The 21,318-nt window shown below is 43.9% G+C and carries 16 protein-coding genes and 1 riboswitch; of the genes, 5 read left to right on the forward strand and 11 right to left on the reverse strand.

The window, feature by feature from the left end:
• Positions 1-109 precede the first annotated feature (109 nt).
• On the forward strand, positions 110-820 hold the full coding sequence (locus AC6CIB_RS06890) for a DUF1836 domain-containing protein (protein ID WP_498279066.1): 711 nt from the start codon (positions 110-112) through the stop codon (positions 818-820).
• A gap of 113 nt (positions 821-933) precedes the next feature.
• Here AC6CIB_RS06890 and AC6CIB_RS06895 read toward each other — a convergent pair whose 3' ends face one another.
• From AC6CIB_RS06895 to AC6CIB_RS06905, 3 genes are all read right to left on the reverse strand, one after another.
• Positions 934-1,197, reverse strand: coding sequence for a hypothetical protein (locus AC6CIB_RS06895; RefSeq protein WP_498279068.1), 264 nt, complete (start codon positions 1,195-1,197; stop codon positions 934-936).
• 355 nt (positions 1,198-1,552) lie between these two features.
• Positions 1,553-3,244, reverse strand: a complete 1,692-nt coding sequence (locus tag AC6CIB_RS06900) for a sensor histidine kinase (protein WP_498279070.1) — start codon at positions 3,242-3,244, stop codon at positions 1,553-1,555.
• Entirely contained in the window at positions 3,231-3,947 is a 717-nt protein-coding gene (locus AC6CIB_RS06905) for a response regulator transcription factor (protein WP_498279072.1), read from the reverse strand. Before AC6CIB_RS06905 ends, AC6CIB_RS06900 begins: the two co-directional genes overlap by 14 nt.
• Before the next feature lie 173 nt (positions 3,948-4,120).
• Between AC6CIB_RS06905 and AC6CIB_RS06910 the strand changes: the two genes are divergently transcribed.
• A complete protein-coding gene (locus tag AC6CIB_RS06910; RefSeq protein WP_498279074.1) occupies positions 4,121-4,810 on the forward strand; it encodes an ABC transporter permease in 690 nt (229 codons plus the stop codon).
• Positions 4,811-5,716 carry an ABC transporter ATP-binding protein gene (locus AC6CIB_RS06915; protein WP_498279076.1) on the forward strand — a complete coding sequence of 302 codons (906 nt, stop codon included), beginning with the start codon at positions 4,811-4,813 and terminating at the stop codon, positions 5,714-5,716.
• Between the two features lie 75 nt (positions 5,717-5,791).
• On the opposite strand, the gene AC6CIB_RS06920 is transcribed toward AC6CIB_RS06915, so the two are convergent.
• Positions 5,792-9,517 carry a S8 family peptidase gene (locus tag AC6CIB_RS06920; RefSeq protein WP_498279078.1) on the reverse strand — a complete coding sequence of 1,242 codons (3,726 nt, stop codon included), beginning with the start codon at positions 9,515-9,517 and terminating at the stop codon, positions 5,792-5,794.
• 961 nt (positions 9,518-10,478) lie between these two features.
• Positions 10,479-11,765: a diaminopimelate decarboxylase gene (lysA, locus tag AC6CIB_RS06925; RefSeq protein ID WP_498279080.1), complete on the reverse strand. Its 1,287-nt coding sequence runs from the start codon at positions 11,763-11,765 to the stop codon at positions 10,479-10,481.
• Between the two features lie 113 nt (positions 11,766-11,878).
• A riboswitch (Lysine riboswitch) is annotated at positions 11,879-12,055 on the reverse strand.
• A gap of 151 nt (positions 12,056-12,206) precedes the next feature.
• Between lysA and AC6CIB_RS06930 the strand changes: the two genes are divergently transcribed.
• Positions 12,207-12,995, forward strand: coding sequence for a DUF2935 domain-containing protein (locus tag AC6CIB_RS06930; protein ID WP_498279082.1), 789 nt, complete (start codon positions 12,207-12,209; stop codon positions 12,993-12,995).
• A gap of 54 nt (positions 12,996-13,049) precedes the next feature.
• Here the strand turns inward: AC6CIB_RS06930 and AC6CIB_RS06935 are convergent, their stop codons facing one another.
• From AC6CIB_RS06935 to AC6CIB_RS06945, 3 genes are all read right to left on the reverse strand, one after another.
• Positions 13,050-14,450, reverse strand: coding sequence for a DUF4179 domain-containing protein (locus AC6CIB_RS06935; RefSeq protein ID WP_498279084.1), 1,401 nt, complete (start codon positions 14,448-14,450; stop codon positions 13,050-13,052).
• A complete protein-coding gene (locus tag AC6CIB_RS06940; protein ID WP_498279086.1) occupies positions 14,431-14,967 on the reverse strand; it encodes a sigma-70 family RNA polymerase sigma factor in 537 nt (178 codons plus the stop codon). Before AC6CIB_RS06940 ends, AC6CIB_RS06935 begins: the two co-directional genes overlap by 20 nt.
• A 356-nt stretch (positions 14,968-15,323) precedes the next feature.
• The gene (locus AC6CIB_RS06945; protein WP_498280491.1) at positions 15,324-15,914 is read right to left on the reverse strand and encodes a helix-turn-helix domain-containing protein; all 591 of its coding nucleotides are present in this window, start codon (positions 15,912-15,914) and stop codon (positions 15,324-15,326) included.
• Between the two features lie 90 nt (positions 15,915-16,004).
• Here AC6CIB_RS06945 and AC6CIB_RS06950 point away from each other — a divergent pair, with 90 nt between their 5' ends.
• Positions 16,005-16,964, forward strand: a complete 960-nt coding sequence (locus AC6CIB_RS06950) for a DMT family transporter (RefSeq protein WP_498279088.1) — start codon at positions 16,005-16,007, stop codon at positions 16,962-16,964.
• Positions 16,965-17,002: 38 nt separating this feature from the next.
• Here AC6CIB_RS06950 and AC6CIB_RS06955 read toward each other — a convergent pair whose 3' ends face one another.
• From AC6CIB_RS06955 to AC6CIB_RS06965, 3 genes are all read right to left on the reverse strand, one after another.
• The gene (locus AC6CIB_RS06955) at positions 17,003-17,653 is read right to left on the reverse strand and encodes a 2OG-Fe(II) oxygenase (protein ID WP_498280493.1); all 651 of its coding nucleotides are present in this window, start codon (positions 17,651-17,653) and stop codon (positions 17,003-17,005) included.
• 424 nt (positions 17,654-18,077) lie between these two features.
• The gene (locus tag AC6CIB_RS06960; RefSeq protein WP_498279090.1) at positions 18,078-19,217 is read right to left on the reverse strand and encodes a mannitol-1-phosphate 5-dehydrogenase; all 1,140 of its coding nucleotides are present in this window, start codon (positions 19,215-19,217) and stop codon (positions 18,078-18,080) included.
• A 5-nt stretch (positions 19,218-19,222) separates the two neighbouring features.
• Positions 19,223-21,292, reverse strand: a complete 2,070-nt coding sequence (locus AC6CIB_RS06965; RefSeq protein WP_498279092.1) for a BglG family transcription antiterminator — start codon at positions 21,290-21,292, stop codon at positions 19,223-19,225.
• Between the last annotated feature and the right edge of the window lie 26 nt (positions 21,293-21,318).

Consider the following 21,318-nt stretch of genomic DNA (forward strand, 5'->3'; position numbering starts at 1 on the left):
TATTATACGTCCTTTTTAGGGAAAATACAAGTAAAAGGTGAAATTGACGAGACCCCAGCGAACCAGTAGTATAGAAGAAGATATTTGTAAAAGAGACGGGGGAATCATGATGAAAACGTTTATACTGACACGTAAAAATATGGCCGACCTGCTGCTATCACTGAACGGCATAAACAGCATGTCCCCGGTCAAGGTGCTTCAGGATGCGTGGATGGATCTACATAAAAAAAACGATCTCCCTCCCATCATTCAAAAAATCCTCAAATCAGCAAAAGGAGAAACCGGTTTTTCCCTCAATGAGATCGTCTCCCTGGGAAATCTGATCGAATTCACCAACTTCCCCCAAAGTACTGTCCAGAACTGGGTGAAACGGGATGTGAAAGGGTTGATCGGTTCCCCGCAGCTAGGAAAAAAATACACCATCGAACAAGCCGCCATGCTGTTCATCGTCGAAGACCTCAAAGCTACCTTGGATTTCGAATCCATCCGGAAGATCTTGACCCTGGTGTTCAACAACATAGAAGACCGTACGGATGACATCGTCAATCCCACAGATCTTTACCTTGCCTATGCGTCGGTCTTTGACCAGATCCACCATCAATCACTCCCGACGATGAAGGCTTCCGCTGCAGGCTCTGTCAATGAATTAATCGATCAATTCATTCATCAAGAATGCATGGCCACGCTATCCTCCTTTAACGGAATCAACGGAAAAAATCTCAGCATTGTACTGAATGTCCTGATCGTATCGGTGCTGACGGTTCAGGCAGGGTTTTATCAGGCTGCTACGAAGAAATATGTGACGGATGCTTTATCTTAACGTTATAGAAGGACGGACCTTCATTTTTGCAAATAAAGGCCCGTCCCTCTTGATTTTTTTATCAAAATGTTAGGTCCGTCCCTCTCTTGATTGAGATAAAGAGAGGTCACTCTTCAGTTAAGATTCTGCTCTGATTTCTTCCAGTAAATAAAGAACACATACAGCATCCCTAACAGGAAGTATGTATTGAAAAAGGAAAACATTTGATTAATGAACCAGCCTTTTATCCCATTCGTGATGATGAATAGGAATGTGGTGACAATAAAGTAGATAACCACGTAACTGAATACCCCTTTTTTTCCTTGGCCAATCCTTTTATCAATCCATGTTCCAATCCAGATGGGTAGGAAGAAAATGCTCTCTAATTGATTGTTCATTCATCGATCCCTCTTCTTCTGAATTATACTACTAACCTATTTCCAGTCGATGTCACTATGACGTTTCAGCTCATGTGCTCTTCTTTTTGTACAAAATCATGACCCCGTAGTCAAATATAGTCATTGAAAACTTGATATCTATTACTTCAATGGTCTGATCTTCCAAGAAGTCATTCACTTTTTTATTCAAACCTGATTTTGTCATGCTTCTATAGGTACTTATTTTCAAATGAACACCGCCTCTCCATACGTGAATATTTACAAATTTAGCCATTATTATATACGTACTGATGCTTAAATGGTTTCAAGAATATTTTTGAAGGATCCTCGGTCCACACCCTCTTTTTTTACGAGTTTATACAGGAACGATAATCCTCACCTTGGTTCCTTTCCCAGGAGCACTAGTTACGTTGATGGAACCCGCATGCAATTCAATAAGTTGCTTGGTAATGGCCATACCCAGCCCTGATCCGCTAGTCGTTTTGGTTGTGCTTGTTCCCCTGTAGTAGCGTTGGAAAAGTTTATCAAGTGTTTCTGTATTCATACCTTTACCATTATCCAGGATGGTAATCACGATCAGGTGATGTTCAATGGACTGAAGGGACACACTGATCTTCGTTCCTGATGGATTATAGTGGGTGGCGTTGGCTAAAACATTATCCAGAATGCGCTGAAACCATTTTGGATCGACTTCAGCATATAAGGATCCATCATATGGTTCAAACAAAAGTTCCTTATCGCTGTTTGCCTGATCATTGATGTATTGTATAACCGTTCGACGTACAATCTCATTCATTTCGGTTCTTTCCTTCGAAATTGGTAGGGCTTGATTTTTAAGCCGATATGTTAGTGTTAAATCATCTAGTAGTTCCCTCATAAATTCGGATTTTTCATTGATTATACCTGCAAACTCCATTGTCTCTTCTTTTGACCACGTGTAAGTAGCCGATTCAAGCATATGGGCATATCCCGAAATCGATGAGAGTGGCGTTTTTAAATCATGGGAAAGCCCGCTGATCCATTCTTCACGGGTGGTAATCATTTGTTTCTCATGACGCTTATTATGATGAAGTGTCTCGGTCAACTGAGACAGATTGGTGATGAGGTCTTTATAAAGTCGATACTTTCGCTTAAGCCTACCATTTTTCTTCAACATAATCGGATGTTCCTGATCATCAAGTGGCTCCTCATAAACGCCATCACTCAAATTCTTGATCCATTTCATCATTGTAAGCAAAGGCAGTCCAAACTTTCTCGCATGCCATAATGTGGCTAATATCAGAAGCGTAAAAAGAATCAACAATAGGACGAATCCACCACTGGTGAAGGCTCTGAAAATATTTCGTTCCGGTGAAGGAGAGGTTTGGTACGAACGAATACCGACAAGGATTTTTTGCTTTGACTTTTCATCGATGAAGGTAGAGACATTTTCCTTACCCTTCAAATTGAGAAGGTTCCTGAATGAATAAGAGTCAGGTTCGTTTTCCGTACCATATTCATCGATTACTTTTCCATTGGAATCAAGAAGCTGTACCCATGCGATTTCTTTTTTCATTCTTTGAATGGTACCCTCTGAGAGTGAAAGCCTCCCCTGACTCCATTTGACATCTTCTTTCACGTATTGAATCAGATTTCGATTTGGGTGTTTCTTACCGTATATGAGGACATAGGATCGAGAGTCCGGTTGATCAAGACTCCAATAGTGATAGTCTGTGCCAGGTCCCTCCTCTAAGAGTTCTTCCTCCGTACGTTTTGGAGTTAAATAGGATCCTATTGGAACACCATCAGCTGTATAGACAATCAGCCAGCCATTTTGCTCACGCACCAGTGTCTTTAGCTCTTCTTTAAAATGAACATTCCCTCCATCTACCTCTACATTATTGGAAAAAAAGAGGCTGCCGGCTTCAGATAAATCATCCCTCACTTCTTCTTCCATGACCCCAAAACCAATGGTCGCAAATAAGGTCAAAACAAGTGCACCTAAAAAGAGAACTGTTAGAATCAATTGTCCGAAAAAATGAAACATGAATCGTTTATGAATGTTCATGATTAAATCCGTTAGGTACCAGCTTATACCCAAGTCCTCTTACGGTAACGAGGTGTTCCGGCTTACTGGGATTGGTTTCAATTTTTTCGCGAAGCTTTCGAATATGTACCATCACTGTGTTCTCTTCTCCTAAATAGTCATTTCCCCATACGTTTTCATAGAGTTGTCCTTTACTGAATAATTGATTCGGATGTTTACAAAAGAATAATAGCAGCTGATACACTTGGGCAGGTAAATCAACTTTCTTTCCTTCAACCGTTACTTCTGCTGAACTTGTATTGATGACAATCGGTCCACATCGATAGATTAGGTGATCTGAAACAGTTGGCGTGCAAATTTGCCGTCGCAAATGGACTTTTACTCTAGCAACCACTTCCAGGGGGTTAAAAGGTTTTGTGATATAATCATCCGCTCCAAGGGCGAAACCTGATAACTTGTCCAAGTCCGATGATCTCGCAGTAAGAAAGATGATGGCGGCATCCGTGTGCTCGCGGATAAATGGACAAATGTCAAAGCCACTCCGATTCGGCAGCATTACATCTAATAGAATTAAATCGTATCTATTTTTCTTGCACAAACTCAATGCATCCTCCGCCACTGATGCTGTATCGATGGTAGGGAAGTTCTCTTTTTTCAGAATGGTTTCAAGCATATGTATAAGAGCTGATTCATCATCAACAATTAATAGTCGGGCTTCTTTCATGGTCATTCTCCTATTCACTCTGATCTATCCCATATCATAACACCTCAATTCTCAATATTTAATAATTAAGGAAAAATTAAGGAGGATTTTCGTAGAGATTAAGAGTTGAACGTTATAATGACGTTAGACAGATAAAAGACACACTATTTCAAATGAAAAGGATGGGGAAGCGAGTGTACGTTATAGCAAGGAAAGAATTTCTTCAATTATTTACAGGGGTTAAATCACTGATTATAATCGGTATCCTATTGGTCACCTCCTATTATTCAGCGAAGTTTTCCACCCTTCTTGTGAGCGATATAGAACTTTCACCCAAAGAAGCCGAAAACATTCATGTATTTGGATTGTTAGTATTGGTCGTATTTTTTGGCCAACTATTCATCATGGGACTCTCCCACGATACGATAAACAGAGAGACACATGAAAGAACGATGAGATTTCTCGTTTCAAGAACATCCCGAGCCTCGATTGTTTTCGGGAAGTTTCTAGGGATCTGGACCTTTTGGTTTGCATGTATAGTGGTATCCCACGTGCTGATTGTGATTTTTTCTCATCGCTTTGATCTATTTATATTTTCACAGTTAATGAGTTTGCTAACTTATCAAATTGCTTTCACTCTTTTAGTATCCACACTAATACCGAAACCTGCATTTACGATGTTTCTTGGTGTTATCCTCGGATTGATGTTTCCTGCGTTATCGTTTTGGTTGGTCTTCACCTCCAACCCCTGGTTCAGCTGGATGAAGTATTTGAACCCTTATTATTATTTAAACCGGGAGGACTTTACCTTTTTGGTGATCCTGCTGCTGGCCGGATTGATGATTGGATTGACACACTTATTGTTCAGAAGGAAGGAATGTTAAATGAACGTCATTGAAACTCAGCAATTAACAAAGTCCTATGGATCATCTCCCGTTGTCAAAGGAATCACAGTCACTGTGAAGAAAGGAGAGATATTTGGATTTTTAGGAAAGAACGGTGCAGGAAAATCCACCTTCATAAACACACTGACTGGGATTATTCATCCTACATCAGGGTCGTACTTCCTCCTTGGAAAGAAAGGACCTAATGACAGAGTAAAGAAGAAAATCGGCGTAATGCCTGATTATGTAACATTTTACTCCTCCCGGACTCCTGTCAAACATCTACGGATGCTGTCCGCTTTATCAGGAAGGCCAGTATCGAAGTCACAGTGTATAGACGTCTTGAAGAAGGTCGGTCTTGAAAAACATGCCCATAAAAAAACATCCAAATTTTCATTTGGAATGAAAAAGAAACTTGGTATCGCCCTGGCTATCATTCATGATCCTGAACTCATCTTCCTCGATGAGCCTACTTCAGGATTAGATGCAGAATCGGTGATTATAATCCAGAAGTTGATACAACAATTGCAATCAGATGGAAAAACCGTTTTTATGACGTCTCACAATTTAGATGAGGTAGAGAAGATTTGCACAAGAATGGCCATCATGAAGGACGGGCAGATTGTCAAAATCGGCACCATCGATGAACTAAGGTCGTTCTACCGATCTACTATTACGTTAAAAGTGAAACACTCCTCCATACCGATAAAAGAAAAAGTGAACCTGTATCATTGGCTGGGGTCAAACGGCACTGATTTGGAAGCAACGGAAACTCACTTCGTCCTGAATATAAATTCCGAAAATAAGATCGCTGAGATTATCCGTGCCCTTAATCAAATGAAAGTGGACGTATTGCGGGTTGAAGTAGAAGAACCTTCGTTAGAGGAAATTTTTTTGGAGGCATAGATCAACCCTACCTTAAAACTTATATGAATAGAAGAAGATGCCTTAAAATGAATGAGGCATCTTCTTCCTATAATATTATCTCAATCCATAAGCCTTAATAATTTCTTGCGTGATCTTATTTCCTTCATCATCCCAAGCACTTGCCTTCAATGAAACATTTGTTGCGTTCTTAGGATTCTTGATTGTTGCGTTGAATATGTCTCCGTCACGGTTCAGCTTCACTTTCTTCCATGACTTGCCTTCGTTGAAGGACACTTCTAAGGTAGCGCCTTCTACATTTCCATAGCCGATCGCGTCTTTCACCTTGCCGACGGATAGCTCAAGAGTTGTCGGGCGGTTCGCCAGGGCATCCCCGTTGACATCAGTATCCACCTTGTAATCAAGGATCAGGAATGGGAGGTCTTCCATCCAATTCTCTGTTTCTTCCGTCCAGAAGGTCCATTCCGAATGGGTGCGGGTGGATGTGTTCCAGCGGTTTTCATCCCGTATGGCATCTGTGACGAATCGGAATTGGGTACGTTCTTTCGGTAAGATATCGAATGCATTCAATGCCTGCCCTTTGCTTTCTTTCAGTAGCGTGTCCCCTTTGTATAATTGAGAGGTTTGGTTTTGGACAGATACATTGTATTCCGTACCCCCGGTGTTTCCTTTTCCTCCGTCAGCCCATGCAGGGACATTGATTTGAAGAGAATCCCCTTGTCTTCTAGGTGCCCAGTATCCGTCTCCAAGACTTGGTCGGACGACCGGTGAGAACCAGTTCTCTGTGATTTTTTGTCCTTTTGTATACGTCATCAGAGGTTGACGGACCTGCCATCCCTCATCGAGTACATTGGCCTGATGGTACCAGCCTGTGTCTTCTGTTGCCGATACATATTCAGTACGGGCGCTTGGAAGTGAAACCTTTTGAAGGAAACCTACCGCTCCTCTTGTATGTGGACGAAGGTCATAACGGAATTCTCCTCCATCAGTTTCAACTGGTGAATTGTAGCGGGTGTCGATTTTCGCTAAGTCCTTGCCCTTTGGTGCATAGGTCAAGTCTTTCGGAATGGATCCTTTATGGACATCCATTAGGTCATACACATATGGAGAATCAACGGATCCTTCCACCTGCAGCCTTACATTCCCTGAACGGACTGATTTTACGAGCTTCTCTCCTTCTTTTTTACTGATAGAAGCAACGGTAAGTGGATTGTCCGTATACTCCGGAGTACCAGCGTATTGGCTGAATTCTTTATCTTCATTGTTCACAATGATGACAAGCTTTGCTCCTGCAACTGCGGCATTTGTAGCTTGTTGTGAAACGCTCACTTCTGCATTTCGATCCACTACGACAGCCTTTCCTTTTGCCTTCAATCGATTAAAGTCTGCAGTGCTTCCATTTCCGGCATACACGGTGGACAGATTATACTTTCCATCCAATAAGGTGCTTCCTGCTAACGGGATGTCATCCAATTCTTTTCCTTTAAAATTGATCGTCAATAGTGGCTTGGTCAGGCGCCAGCGTGTCAGCTGCTCGAAGTATCCACTTTTCACTTCCTTGGTCGGAACGGCATATAGTTTATCAATCCACACTGGCATTAAATATAAACTCGTCATTGGCATGTCACCGATGGTTTGATGGTACTCCATACGTCGATAATTCGCTTCTGCTTTCTTCGGTACCTCTACTTTGATTTCCTTCGCTTTTCGTGCATCAAGCTCGACAGTTTTAGGACCGTTCAGCTTTACTTCCGGATTTCCAACAAGGGCTACTCCGGCGTGATCCGTATCCACATCGACATCCATGAGTGACATAGCGGAATAAGTGCCTGGCGGCAGTCGAAGCTCGAGTGTTCCATCGACGCCCACTACTTCTGGCTCCATTTTTTCACTGAACAGTACGACATAAGCCTGTCCTTTCGATCCGTCACGATCGGTTGCATTCAATGTAAGAGGATATCTTTCCTCTTCTTTGACCATCGCCATCGTCGTGCGTACAAGTTCTGTTCCGTCCTTTTTAGCTGTCAGGAATCCTTGGTAGCGGGACCCTGTTTCGCCAAGTGTGGAATCGAGTGTTACATTCACGTCCACCGTTCCGCCTGCCGGAACCGTAACGGTTTGATCAGAGACTGTCAGCATACCGTTTGGCGCCTTTTCTCCCTCCGCATTTGTAAAGGTTGATTCCAGTTCAAGAGTGATTTCTTCCTCACTATCATTTGTATAGGTCACTACCTTTTCTACTGCAGATGCTTGATCATGAGGCCATTTAAAGAATCCGAATGAGACCGATCCTGTTGCTCTAACTTGTGAATCCAGGGCAGCTGCTATGTCCACCCTGCCTGTACCGACATGATAAGGTTGGTAACCATCTAGCTTCTTTGTCGTATTCATTAGAGCTTGTTTTAATGTAGTGCCGTCCCAATCAGGATGCTTTTCGGCTAAAATGGCAGCTGCACCCGCAACATGAGGAGTCGCCATTGATGTACCATTTAAACTTTTGTAATCTCCGGTTCCATCGGAATATTGAGAACGAGCTGCTACAATCCCTACACCAGGAGCAGATAAATCAGGTTTTAGCCCCATATCTCCATAGCGTGGACCTTTTGATGAGAAATACGCCAGTTCATCCGCTTTATCCACTGCCCCAACTGTCAATGCTGAATCTGCTGCTCCTGGGGAACCAATCGTACCTTCCCCTCCTCTGTTACCGGCAGCAATGACGAATAAGGTTCCATTCTCATCTGTCAATCTATTCACCGCTTCTGCCATTGGATCTGTTCCATCACTCGGCATATCGCTTCCAAGACTCATGTTGACAATTTTAGCATTCTCAGAAGCCCATTCCATTCCATCAATGATCCAGGAATCCTGCCCATATCCTTGGTCACTTAAAACTTTCCCTACCAATAAACGGGCATCAGGTGCGACACCTTTATGTTTACCATCACCTGCACCTGTCCCAAGCACGGTGGAGGCAACATGGGTCCCGTGACCATTGACATCCTTTACTTCTTCATCAGGCACAAAACTTACGGCTTCATCAATTTGACCCGTTATATCCGGGTGCTCAGAGTCGATTCCAGTATCAAGAACCGCCACCTTGACTCCTTCTCCTGTATAGCCTTGTTCCCAAGCGGCATCCGCTTCAATTTGCGGCACACTTTGATCAAGGGCTGCTTCTACACGGCCATCCAGCCAGATTTTATCGACCCCGTATTCAAATAGGGGTGCTTTCTCCGTTTCTTTCTTTTCACTTTGAACGGTGACATCTTTCCAGAATGTTTCTGCCTGCTTTTTCTGTGCAGAAAGGGCCGCTCCATTAATGCTTTCCAAGTCTCTTACTTTCTTGGATCCTTTTGGGGCCGGAGTTGCTGAGAAAGCCTTAGCCTTTGTTTCTTTGTATTCTACGATGACAGGTACAGACGCTTGATTCTTATCATCATACCCGTACTCAATCAATTTCGTAATATTAAATAAATCTTCATCCATTTTTCCTGCGGCCATATAAGGCATGGCAGAGTTCGGGAATACGAATGTGTCATCTTTGATGGTCATGACCCTGACACCTTCACCATTCTTTTCAGCAGGCTCTACATTGATCATTTGTTTGCCATTTTGGAGGGTCGACACCTTTACCACATCACCAGTGATGAGAGTGATGGTATGTTCCCCTTTGATTGCTTCATTCTTATCAACCTTAGACTCCTCGAGTTCCTTCCCGTTGGAAGAGATACCAAGTGCATCTACCTGGAACATCGAACCTGAAATCATCGTCGCAGCAATCGAACCAACGAGAAGTGGTTTCACGTTAAGCTTTTTCATGAACATTCTCCTATTCTGTTAAAGTCATTTGTTAATTGATTCATATATGAGTAGATTCTTGCTGAGGATAAAATAAAGAAGGTATGTAGTCCTATAAAATTAAGATATAGAAATAGACTACTTGGTTCAGATTCTGTCAAAGGTCACCTCCCAAATTATATTGTCGTTTGCCTATCTCTGGATGCAAACTTGTTTCTCTAGGAGTAGTTTTGTAGGTCTGGGGTTAATTAAATTGTAAGTCTCAGCACAGCCATTTCTCAATTGGGGTTATTTTTCAGGAGTAAAGAACTAGTCTTAAAGTGACCATTGGATTCCATTCAACTTATTTATGAAAAAAGATATAAGAAGGGGTTGAGCCATTCTGACTCTGTAACAACTTAAGGGAGCAATTGAAGGACATAATTCCGTTGTATAAAGTCTGTCTGGATAAGTTTCAGATCACTATTTGGTGAGCGATGAATACAATCCAAACCAGCATATCTAAACCTGCCTAAAGTCCCATGAAATTATATTAAAAAAGTCGTATTCCTGTTCCCTATTTGAAGACAGAATAATAGTGGGGAGACCATTTTGAAAGTTGGGTTCATCCATTACTTGTAAAACGTTAGGAAGAGGGTTTAAGAATAGACAAAAAAGAAGAAGGCAGCATCTCATTAGACGCAGCCTTCTTTGAATTCTTTTTATACAGATGTTGTTTGGGGTATGGACTTTCAGGGTGGGAATTAGTACCCATTCCAATATACGAACCCTTTACTTATCGACTGAAACCCTCTTTCCCCTGTGCGGGATTGTTTGAGCAGTTTATGCTACAGAAGAGCTTGCTTGTTCATTTCTTCAGCAAAAATAGCTTTAAACCTTTTGGAAAATCGGGTAAAGATGATAATTTCACACTCCAAATGCCATACTGAATAATGGTCATTCAGATAGTTAAATTTCAATTTGAAAGGAAAGACCTCCCTATTTACCGGTCATTCCGAACTAAATCTGCATACGATTCACGTTCAATTACGATCCGTGATTCCCCATCCTTTACAAACACAACCGCCGGACGGGGAATACGGTTATAATTGCTCGCCATTGAATACCCGTAGGCTCCTGTACTGAACACCGCCAGTATATCACCATAATTCGTCGGCGGAAGCATCAGATCCCAAATCAGCATGTCACCGGATTCGCAGCATTTTCCTGCGATACTCACAAGCTCCGTGCATTCCTCTTGTGGTCGGTTTGCCAGGACCGCATGGTATTTCGCCTGATAGAGGGCGGGACGGATATTATCCGTCATTCCCCCGTCAATAGCTACATATGTGCGAACATCAGGGATGATTTTCTTTGAACCAACTTTATACAAGGTGGTTCCCGCTTCTGCCACCATACTTCGGCCCGGCTCTACCCATACTTCGGGTAGCAGATATTCATTCTTTGCAAAATAGGTCTTCACACTATCGGTAATCGATTTCACATACATTGGAATCGGCAGGGGCTGGTCTTCTTCCGTGTACCGGACACCAAATCCTCCGCCTATATTCAGCACCGGCATCGTCACATCATACTCGATGCGGATTCGCTGAAGGAAATCAGCCAGTACTTGAATGGCCTGATCAAACCCTTCCCGTTCAAAAATCTGAGAACCAATATGGGAATGCAACCCGAGTAATAAGAAGTACGGCTTGCGGATAGCAAGTTGAATCGCTGTATTCGCCTGTCCATTGGAAATGCTGAATCCGAATTTCGAATCCTCCTGTCCCGTCGTAATGTACTCATGGGTATGGGCTTCCACGCCAGGCGTGACCCTGATCAGGATTTGAACCTGCTGTTCGCGTTCCTTGGCCAGGTCATGAAGCAGCTCAAGCTCGAGGAAACTATCGACGACAAAGCAGCCGATCTCAGCTTCAAGAGCCATGATGAGCTCCTCTTCCGACTTGTTGTTCCCGTGGAAATGAATGCGCTCAGTGGGAAATCCCGCCTCCAGTGCCGTATACAATTCCCCACCGGACACGACATCCAGGGAGAGATGTTCTTGTTCCGCAAGTCGTACCATCTCTTTACATAGAAACGCTTTACTCGCATAGGCGACCTGGTACTGCAAACCACTTTCCTTGAATGCATTCCGGAACAGTCGGGCATTCTCACGGATCATTCCTTCATCGTAGACCATTAATGGCGTCCCATAGGTTTCCACCAGATCACCCGTGCTCATTCCCCCTATTTCAAGATCTCCACGAACATTCATATCAACTGTACTCATATCCTAAACTCCTTTTGACTCTCTCTAAAAAAACACAAAAAAACCGTATGAAGCGATGCTCATACGGTTTATCATCAGTATTCGGAGACATGATGAAGATTATGTATTAACATCTCTTCAATAGTTCTCCACAACTTTTTCATTGTGACAGTCCAACATTTCTTCAATGCTGGCCCAACAAAAAATAGAATTGGCTATTTTCTGCTTCGGCGATCTGCCTTTCTCTTCTTATCTCAGAATCCATTATTCTCAAAGAAGGTACTCATCATACTCGCGCCTCTATTATCAGAGAGTGATCTATTATTTTATTGGAATTACTATATCATCCTCTTGAAATGGTTGTCAATGTTTTTTCGTCTCCCTACGATGGACGACCAGGAGGACATTTTTTCACCATTCTTTTAATACATATACAAGGAAACTATTTTAGGAGGATAATAGATGTCAAATTATCAAGAAGCCGCTCGATTTGAACATGGTTTTTGGCTGCAGGTGCTTGGAGATCATGCCCGGTTTATCCATGACTCCCTGGCTCCAAAAGAAAAAGAATCCATCACTGCCGCCAATACGTTTAAAGAGGAGTGGGATCAACTGCTGGTACGCTCGAAAAAAAATCCCGATATTTCTTTAAGCAGGCAGGCAGAAGAGGTTAGTCGCCGCTTCAGGAAATTCAAACTTGAACTGATTGCACGTCATTTAACAGGGGATATCAGCATGGGTCTTGGCCCCACATTCCTAAATCATATGGTGAATGAGCTCGAAGAATACCTCCGCGTTTTGAAGTACTTAACCAAAGGTGAAAAACCGCCCATTTTCCACGAGCTCCACCACCACCTCCTCTGGCTGTTAGATGCGGCGGGGCATGCTGGAGCCATCTCCGACAATATGGACCGAGTTGAAAAAAAAATCAAGAAGCAAAGTGATGAATTCACAACGGATTTTGAAGCCTTTTACTTAAAGGCCGTTGAAATGGCAGGATTCCTGCGGACAGAAGTGAGCCACTTCCCTGCCCTCGAACGGTTCAATGACGATGTAAAACTTGAGATGAAGCTGTTTATGGGATTCTTGGATGAAATTGAAGAATTGGAATTAAGCAAGGCCGCACTCGGTACCTTCGCCGCTTTAATGGCCGATCATATGCTGAGGGAAGAATGCTATTACTTAACGAAACTCGCAGAAGCAACCAGCCAGCAAGATCCTGACTGTGATCCTACAAAGCCTCGGCTTTAGTTCCTGAACCCTATTCATAAAAAATCCCCGGAATTCAAATTCCGGGGATTTTTCTTAATCCAGTTTTATTTCGAAAGGTTTCAAGTTGACTGGCTTATCATTCATGCTTAATGTCTCAAATGGGACGATTAGTGAGTAGTCCTCAAGGTTGGCATCCTGTGGTAATGCAAAAGTGGATTGAAAACGGAGGGTATCCTTATCCACTGTTTTCGTTTTAGCACTTCTGAGCATATGATTCAACATCTCATTATAATCCAGTTCATCCTTGACATTTCTTTTAATATCTTTTGATGGGATCAACTTAACAAATTGAGCAAAGTTCTCTAAAATGTCATATCGAAATTGTTTTTCTTTGATATGATCGATGGTGAAATCAACTGTCACCTTCCCTTTTGCGTTTTGGATATCTTCAACCCTGATCTGATAACCGAAACGAGGGCTCTTCACCTGGAATGGAGGGGAAGCCTTTAATGAGTTGATGGCATCTTCATCCGCACGCTCCATATCTGCCTGGACATTCAACGAACGTGCCTTGTCACTGAGTTTACTCCTAAATAGCTCCCGGACCGTCTTTTGAACCTTCCCATCTATTTTCTTTGTTTCAATTATGTCAGCACCGGACTTCGATAGCCGGTTCCCCAGGTCATCGAACACGATAAGATTTAATGAATCCTTCTCCGATTCTACTGTATAGGTATACTCCAGGGTGGTCGTGGCTTTCCCCTTCTTCACCGATGTCATCTGCAGCTCGAACTTCCCGTCCGGTGATTCTGTCCTAGCGGTTGTTTCGATGGTTTCAGACGGAATCCGCTTCACCGGTACGTCAAAAGACCAGGTGCCATTTACATCAGCCATATGGGTGAACGTTAATGGAAGTGTGAAGTCCTCCAGCGGTTCCTTTCCATCCCGGTAGAACTCGATCGAACCTACGAATTCATCTCCATCTTTTTTTAGACCTGAGCTTCCTGATCCCCATTGATTCTGATCCTTCCCGTCGAAGAGGTGATAGCTATAGCCGCTCACCGGACGGTTTCCTTCATCCATATGTTCAATGGATAAATTATCACCTTTCGCTTTAAAGGTGACCCCGATGATGTTTCCGTCATAATACGTACTTGTAATCGTCACATCCACATCGTTGGAAGTGGCAGCCTGATTGACTTCGGTGACTTTATCGCTTGAATAGAGTTCTTTTCCGACCTCAGACCCGACTTTTTCATAAATCCCACCAAGTACGGGTAGTTTAGCCAGTGCATTGTTCACAGGCGCGAATAGGAAGCCTGATATGAGAACCATGGAGGCTGCTGCCGTAGTGAAAGCTGCACTTACCTTAACCGTTTTTTTTCGGACCTTTTGCTTTCTTCCCTTTTCGATTCCAGTTGAAATCGCCTGAAAAACCTCATCTTTCGGTACTTCGATGTGATCCATTTCTCCCTCAAACCATTTTCTGTCCATACTGATTCACTCCTTCCAACAGCTTTCTCAAGTCCATTTTTGCACGGTGAAGATACGTCTTAACCGTCCCTTCAGGCGTATCCATTGTTTCGGAAATCATTTTGATCGACTGACCCTGGAAGTAAAATAAGATAATGACTGTTTGATAGTGCTGATTCAAGGATGCCATGGCCGTGATCAAGTCAATCCGCCCCTCTACATCCGTTTCTTCTGTAATGAGGGCATTGTCGAGAAAATCATCCCCCGTCAGGACAAGTCTGCTTTGCTTTTTTAGATAGCTGTATGCCGTATGTATCAGGATCTTGATCAGCCAGGTACTGAAATACTCCGGATTCTTCAACCGGGATATCGACGTAAATGCCTTAAAAACCGTCTCCTGCACAACGTCCAGGGCATCTTCTTTATTTCTCACATACAGGAATGCCGTCCGGTACAGCTTCTCGCTTTCTGAGTGGATTAACTTTTCAAATGCCTGTTCATTCCCTTTGATTGCTTTTTTTACGAGTTTTACATCCATTGATTAACCTCCTGTCATTTATTAGAGTCGGGTGGGGTGGGAAAAGTTTCAAGGAATTTTTTTATGGGGTGGGCAAGGGGAGCGACTACCATTTTTTTCAAAAAGACGCATAAATGATGAAAAGAGACGCATTAAGTTTAAAATCGAAGCAATTATTTTTGATAATGACGCAATTCACCTCGAAAATGACGCAATCATGGACGATTTCGACGCAATTAAGTAGATCGGATGGGGTCAGCAGGCACGAAGTATGAATGAAAATGGTCCAAAAGCCAAAGAAAGATTGAAATAACCTTTTTTAACCTCCATCGTAAGGCTTTTCGCTTAAAAAAGAAGCTTATCCCCAGCGATAAGCTTCAATCTGCCCGTCCTGTATAAATCATCACAAAGTGGAGGACCGCTTCTGTTGATTCCATATTGATATAGCTATGGCCTTTATCTGCATGGAATTTGATCGAGTCATACTGACCGAGCTCGAATACGTCATCCTGCACCTTCACACGTACTCTCCCTTCCATGACGGTGACAAATTCAATCACCCCGGGCTGGTGGGCGTCGGCACGGTACTCACTGTCCGGTTTCAGGAAGGCCCTGTGGGTTTCCAATGAGCTATAGCCTGAGGAAGTAAACATCGGTTCCAAGGTCAAGGATTCATTGGCACTGATCACTTTGCTCCCTTCATTTTTCCGGGAGATCTGGACTTCTTGTTTTTCCACGAGAAGGGCCGAGATGGGGATCGCGAGCCCGTTCGCGATTTTCCAGATGATCGTCAAAGATGGATTCGCCTCTCCCCTTTCGATCTTGCCCAAAGTCAATGTACTGACATCGGTCATGGCCGCGAGCTCCTGCAGATTGAGCCCGCGCTCATGTCGTATATGTCTCAGTGTCATCCCGACGTGCCGGGCCAATTTTTCCGGATCCTGCCACGTTAAACCGTCATTGTTCATATTTCTACCTCTTTCTATAGACAACGTTTGAAGTATATTATAATATATATAAAATAAATTATATTATATATTAAGAAGGGAGTACTCATCATGAAAGAACTGGCTCTCGGTGTCATTGCATCTATGTTCTTTGCCGTCACCTTTATTCTGAACCGGTCCATGGAGCTCGCTGGTGGAAGCTGGATGTGGAGTTCATCCTTGCGCTTTTTGTTCATGCTCCCCTTCCTTTTCCTTATTGTAGGTTTAAGGAAGAATATAAATCAAGTCTGGATTGAAATGAAGAAGAAACCATTCGAATGGCTGACGTGGAGCTTTGTCGGATTTGTCCTCTTTTATGGTCCTATTACCTATGCGGCAGCGTATGGACCGGGCTGGCTTGTAGCGGGCACGTGGCAGTTTACCATCGTCGCAGGCATCTTACTCGCTCCCTTGTTTTATACTTCGGGACCGGTCAAGCGCAGGCACTCCATTCAAAAAAGGGCCCTCTCCATCTCTTCGATCATTTTAGTGGGAGTCCTTTTCATCCAGCAAGAAAATGCCAGTGGATTGTCACCTTCAGAAATGGTCATAGGTGTCTTACCTGTGATCATCGCAGCCTTTGCTTATCCACTTGGAAACCGTAAGATGATGGAGGTGTGCGGCGGAAAGCTTGATACCTTCCAACGTGTGCTCGGGATGACGATTGCAAGCACTCCCTTCTGGTTGATCCTGGGGTGCTATGCGTTTTTCAAGGTAGGGGCACCTAGCACGCCGCAAGTGACGCAATCCTTTATCGTCGCCATATGTTCAGGTGTGATTGCGACGTCCCTGTTCTTCATCGCGACGAATCAGGCGAGGCACAATCCCGGGAAGCTTGCCGCAGTGGAAGCGACCCAATCGACTCAGATTCTGTTCGTCATCATGGGAGAAGCGGCCATCCTGTCCGTTCCATTCCCATCAGGATTCGCCCTTATCGGCATCCTCCTGATCATCGCAGGAATGATCATCCACACCATGAACGTGAAACGAATGAATGCCGGAATGGTCAAACCCGTTAAATCGGTCAGCTAAAAAAAAGGAGGGGCATCCTGGATGCCCCTCCTTGAGTTTTATTTAAAGACCTTTCTTCTCATCCACTGGGTCGCAGCCCATTTATCTCCGATGACAACCGGTGCCCCACCATGCAACGTCAAGTCGTTCAGCTCCTGGTTATCATAGAAATATTCGAAGTAGACGGCCATCCCCTTTTGCGGAGAGACAGAGAAATTCAATTTCGGGAAGTACGTTTCCCCGCCTTCCTCAACGTCATTCAAGTACATGACAAGGGTGCTGATTCTCGGATTCGTCACCGGCCGCGATGATGCCGAGAAGAAATCGAAATGGGCCTTGTATTCCTGACCCGGTTTATAGTTAAGGATTTGAAGACCTTCGCCGTGCTCGACGGGTATATTCATAATTTGAGAGATTCTCTTTTCCACTCTTGTCACAACGTCATGTTCGCCTTCTTGAAGGAAAACGCTGCTGCTCGTTCTGAGTTCATCGACGGTACGGGTATTCCCTATCTTCGAACGCTGCACCCGATCCTTTGAAAGCTGGATAAGTTCATCACATTCTTCATGGCTCAACACATTGCCAAGAACGACGATCAGCGGCTCCTCCATTTTCGCGATGATCTGAATATCCCGGTCTTCCGTCTTGATCTTATTTCCTGTATGGTGAAAAATCGTTTGTTCCTTTACAGCTATTTCAGTAGTATCCATTGTCAACTTTAATCAACCTCTTATCGTATTTTTAAGATTCTGAATTTTTATGTTAGCGGAAGCATTCTTGTATTCTTCCAATCTGGAAAAACGATCGCAACAATAGGCATAACTGTAGATTATATTCGGCTGTTTCCTCCTGCGTGTGTATTTTTATATATTTTACACCCGGGATGAGGGGAAATCTATCTTTTTTTTGATGAAAAATAAGGGATCTGATGGGATTGAGGGTGATGGTAGAATTGGCGTGGGTGCGGGGGCGTCACAGAAAAGACACGGATGGGTTTTATGCGTAGTTTTTGAGATTTATCCGTCGAATTCCGGGTTTATGCGTCGTTTTAAAATTTTTTGCGTCGATTCTCCCCATTTATGTGTCAAACTCATAAAAAAAGACTGCCGAATCGAATTCGACAGCCCCTCAAATTTATTTCTTCAACCCTTCATACTGCACTAAAACTTCCTTCGTAATCTCACTATCCCCATTCAGTCCGCTCACTTCTTTCAACACATGGGCCGCACCGTGCTCCTTGATCATACCTTGAATTTCCATGGCTTGTTCATCCTCAGGATTGTCAAACAATAGCGCTGCGGCAATCGCCTTGGCAAGATAAGAATAAGAGAGCCCCGCTTTTTGAGCCTCAGTTGTTGGACGGATCAAACGGTCATCGGGACCAAGCTTGCGGATCGGTGCGCGACCCACACGGGTCACATCATCATTCAGGTAGGCATTTTTGAAGCGTTCGATGTTCTTGTCGATGTAAGCAAGATGCTCGTTTTCATCAAGCCCATATTGCTTCACAAGGTAAGCACCGGTTTCTTTCAATGTCTCCTTGACCTGCTCAGCGATGGCATCATCCGCCAAAGTTTGATCGATCGTTGATTTTCCTTGCAGGTAACCAAGGTAAGCAATGACCGCATGCCCTGTATTAACCGTGAACAGCTTACGCTCGATGAATGGCGCAAGGTCGTCTACAATCGTCATCCCTTCAACAGGAGGGATCGCTTCCTTCGTTTCCACCACCCACTCATAGTATGGTTCAACAAGGACATCCAATGAACCCTGATCCTGCATCGGTACAATGCGGTCCACAGCTGAATTGAAGAAGAAAACTTTGCCTTCAAGCTTACTTACCGTTTCTTCATCAAGATTTTCTAAAATATGTTTCTTTAAAATATCGGTGGCACCGATCTGATTTTCACACGCGATCACATATAACGGCTCATCTGAAAACGCTACACACTTCGCAATCCCTTTTGCAATCAGGGGAGCGATTCTTGGAAGAATGTTCGGTCCTATCGCCGTCGTCAGGTACGTGGAACCTCCGATCGTATCGACGACTTCCCCTTCTTGATGAAGGTTGTTCAGACCGGAAACATTCTCGATCGTTTCCGTTTCCTTCGTTTCCGTTGCAAGCTTCACCTGGTAGCGTCCTTCTTCATTCAGCTTGTTGATCACCTGCTCGGCGATGTCCACAAAGGTCACGTGGTAACCAGATTGGGAAAACAAAGCTCCGATAAACCCTCTGCCTATGTTTCCTGCTCCAAAATGTACGGTTTGTTTCAACATCATCATTCCTTTATCAAATTAGTTTGTAAGTAGTCCAGAAAGAGATCTTCTAATTTCTTTAGGATGATCGCTTCGTTCGTGGACGAATAAATCATCATGCTTATATGATCTTCGATTAAGCTTGTACTGATCAGGCTGAGGATTTCCTGTTCCCTCCTGCTCAACTCTTCAGGGGCAAGCATGAGGAGGAGACTTTCCATCTCCATTTCCACGCCGTCCATTCCCTTGATCTTACACGGTTTATCCAGATGGGCCACCTGGAAGATCAGCTTCTTCACGTTATGGTCCCGGCAATGGAAGAGACCCATATTCGTTTTCGGAATCCCGAGTCCGCCCTTTTTCTCCCTTTCCCTCAGCTGATGCATGACCACATGTGGCTGTCGAAGAAGTTCATCACGTTCCGCTTGTTCCACCATTTCATTCAGGATCCTGAGATGACTTCCGCCCGACTGCTTCCGGTACACCCGGAAATTCGTGAGGATAGCTTCCATGCTGGAGTGTACATCCTTGATTTCCTTGAGGAGCATCCTGACTTCGGTTTTCTCAACCGATCGTTGCGAGGGCTTCAAGTATTTCTTTCTCGTCAGCTTTTCTACATTATTCTGCAGATAGCTTTGGATGAATCCGATGTCCTTTTCGCTCAATAGTGGACTCACCAGGATATACTCCACTTCCGTAAAGGGGAGTCTGACGGTGGAAATGACGATGTCGTAGTCCTCGAGATTCGCCGTCTGAAAATCCTTGATCGACAGGATCTCCACCTTGTTGATCATGGTCAGTTCCCTCTGGATGCGGCTGGCGAGCATCTTGGACGTACCGATTCCCGTCGGACAGACGACCACGGCTTGGATGTTCACCTTCTCTTCATTCATCAGCATGGCCGATCCGAAATGAAGGACGATGAACGCCACCTCATCATCAGGAAAAGAAATATCTTTAAATTCCGTTTCAAGGCTCTTTTTTACCGCTAGAAATAAAACGGGATACTTCTTCTTGATTTCATCCGTCAATGGATTGAAAAGATCCAGCTCCTGCTGCAGGCGGAAGATGGACGGTCCCATGTGGGCAAGTAGACCCTGGAACAGGGAAAAGTCATCGGACAGATCCACATGGAGATCCGCCGATACATCCTTGATGACATTTTTGATGAGATGACCAAGGAGGATGCTGTCATAGTAAACGACGTCGGGATCCTGAACTTTGGACCCTTTTAAAATGACCTTCAAAAATTGGACGTCCCGGTTAGTCATCGGAATTGAAAGTTTATCTTTTAGTTCCCTGCATATCGTGTCCATCAGCTGATATTCAGTGGAATCATGATCCTCAGCTGGCTCATATTTCTGTAATTCGAAGCCTTTTTCGGTTCTCTGTATCGTCAGGCAAGTATACACAACAAGGCCAATATAATCACTGTCTGTCAAGGTGATTTGCTCCTCTGCCAAGTGATGATTCACTACTTGGTCGACAACGAGTAAATAGTCCGGCTTGAAATACCCCAGCACCGGCTCATCGAGGTGATTTCCCTTTTGCATTCCGTACAGGGTCTCGATGATTTCTTCATAAAAATAGACGAGGAAGAAGCTTGCCAGGGCATGACGCTTGTCTGCTTCTTCCGCTACCAGCTCAACCCCCACCCCTCGTTTCCTTGTCAGGGTGATGCCGTATTTTTGCAGCCAATCGGCGAGCTCATCGAGATACGAAGTGAGGGTCGTGACGCTGATCCCCAACTGCTGTGCAAGTACCTGTTTTTTAAAGGAAGGTCCTTCATGGAGAAGGATGATCAGCAGATTCAGCTTTCGTTCCTCAGGGGTTTCGTCTGTTGGATTAACATCAGCCAGATTCTGAATCAGGCGATAGATGTGTTCATTCTTCCCGTCGATGAACAAGCCTTCATTGGCCGTCCGTTTCAGTTCCAAATGATACTGTTTTAAAATGCTTTCAATCGATTTCAGGTTTCGCTGAATGGTCCTGCCACTCACATTCAAGAACGCAGAAAGAGAGTACACGGTATGTTTCCCCGATGTTTTTACAATCAATTCGATGATGGATTTTTCCCTTGATGTAATAAACATTCTTTCCACTCTTTTCCCTGAATTAG

The sequence above is a fragment of the Rossellomorea sp. GQ25 genome (genome assembly GCF_059758515.1).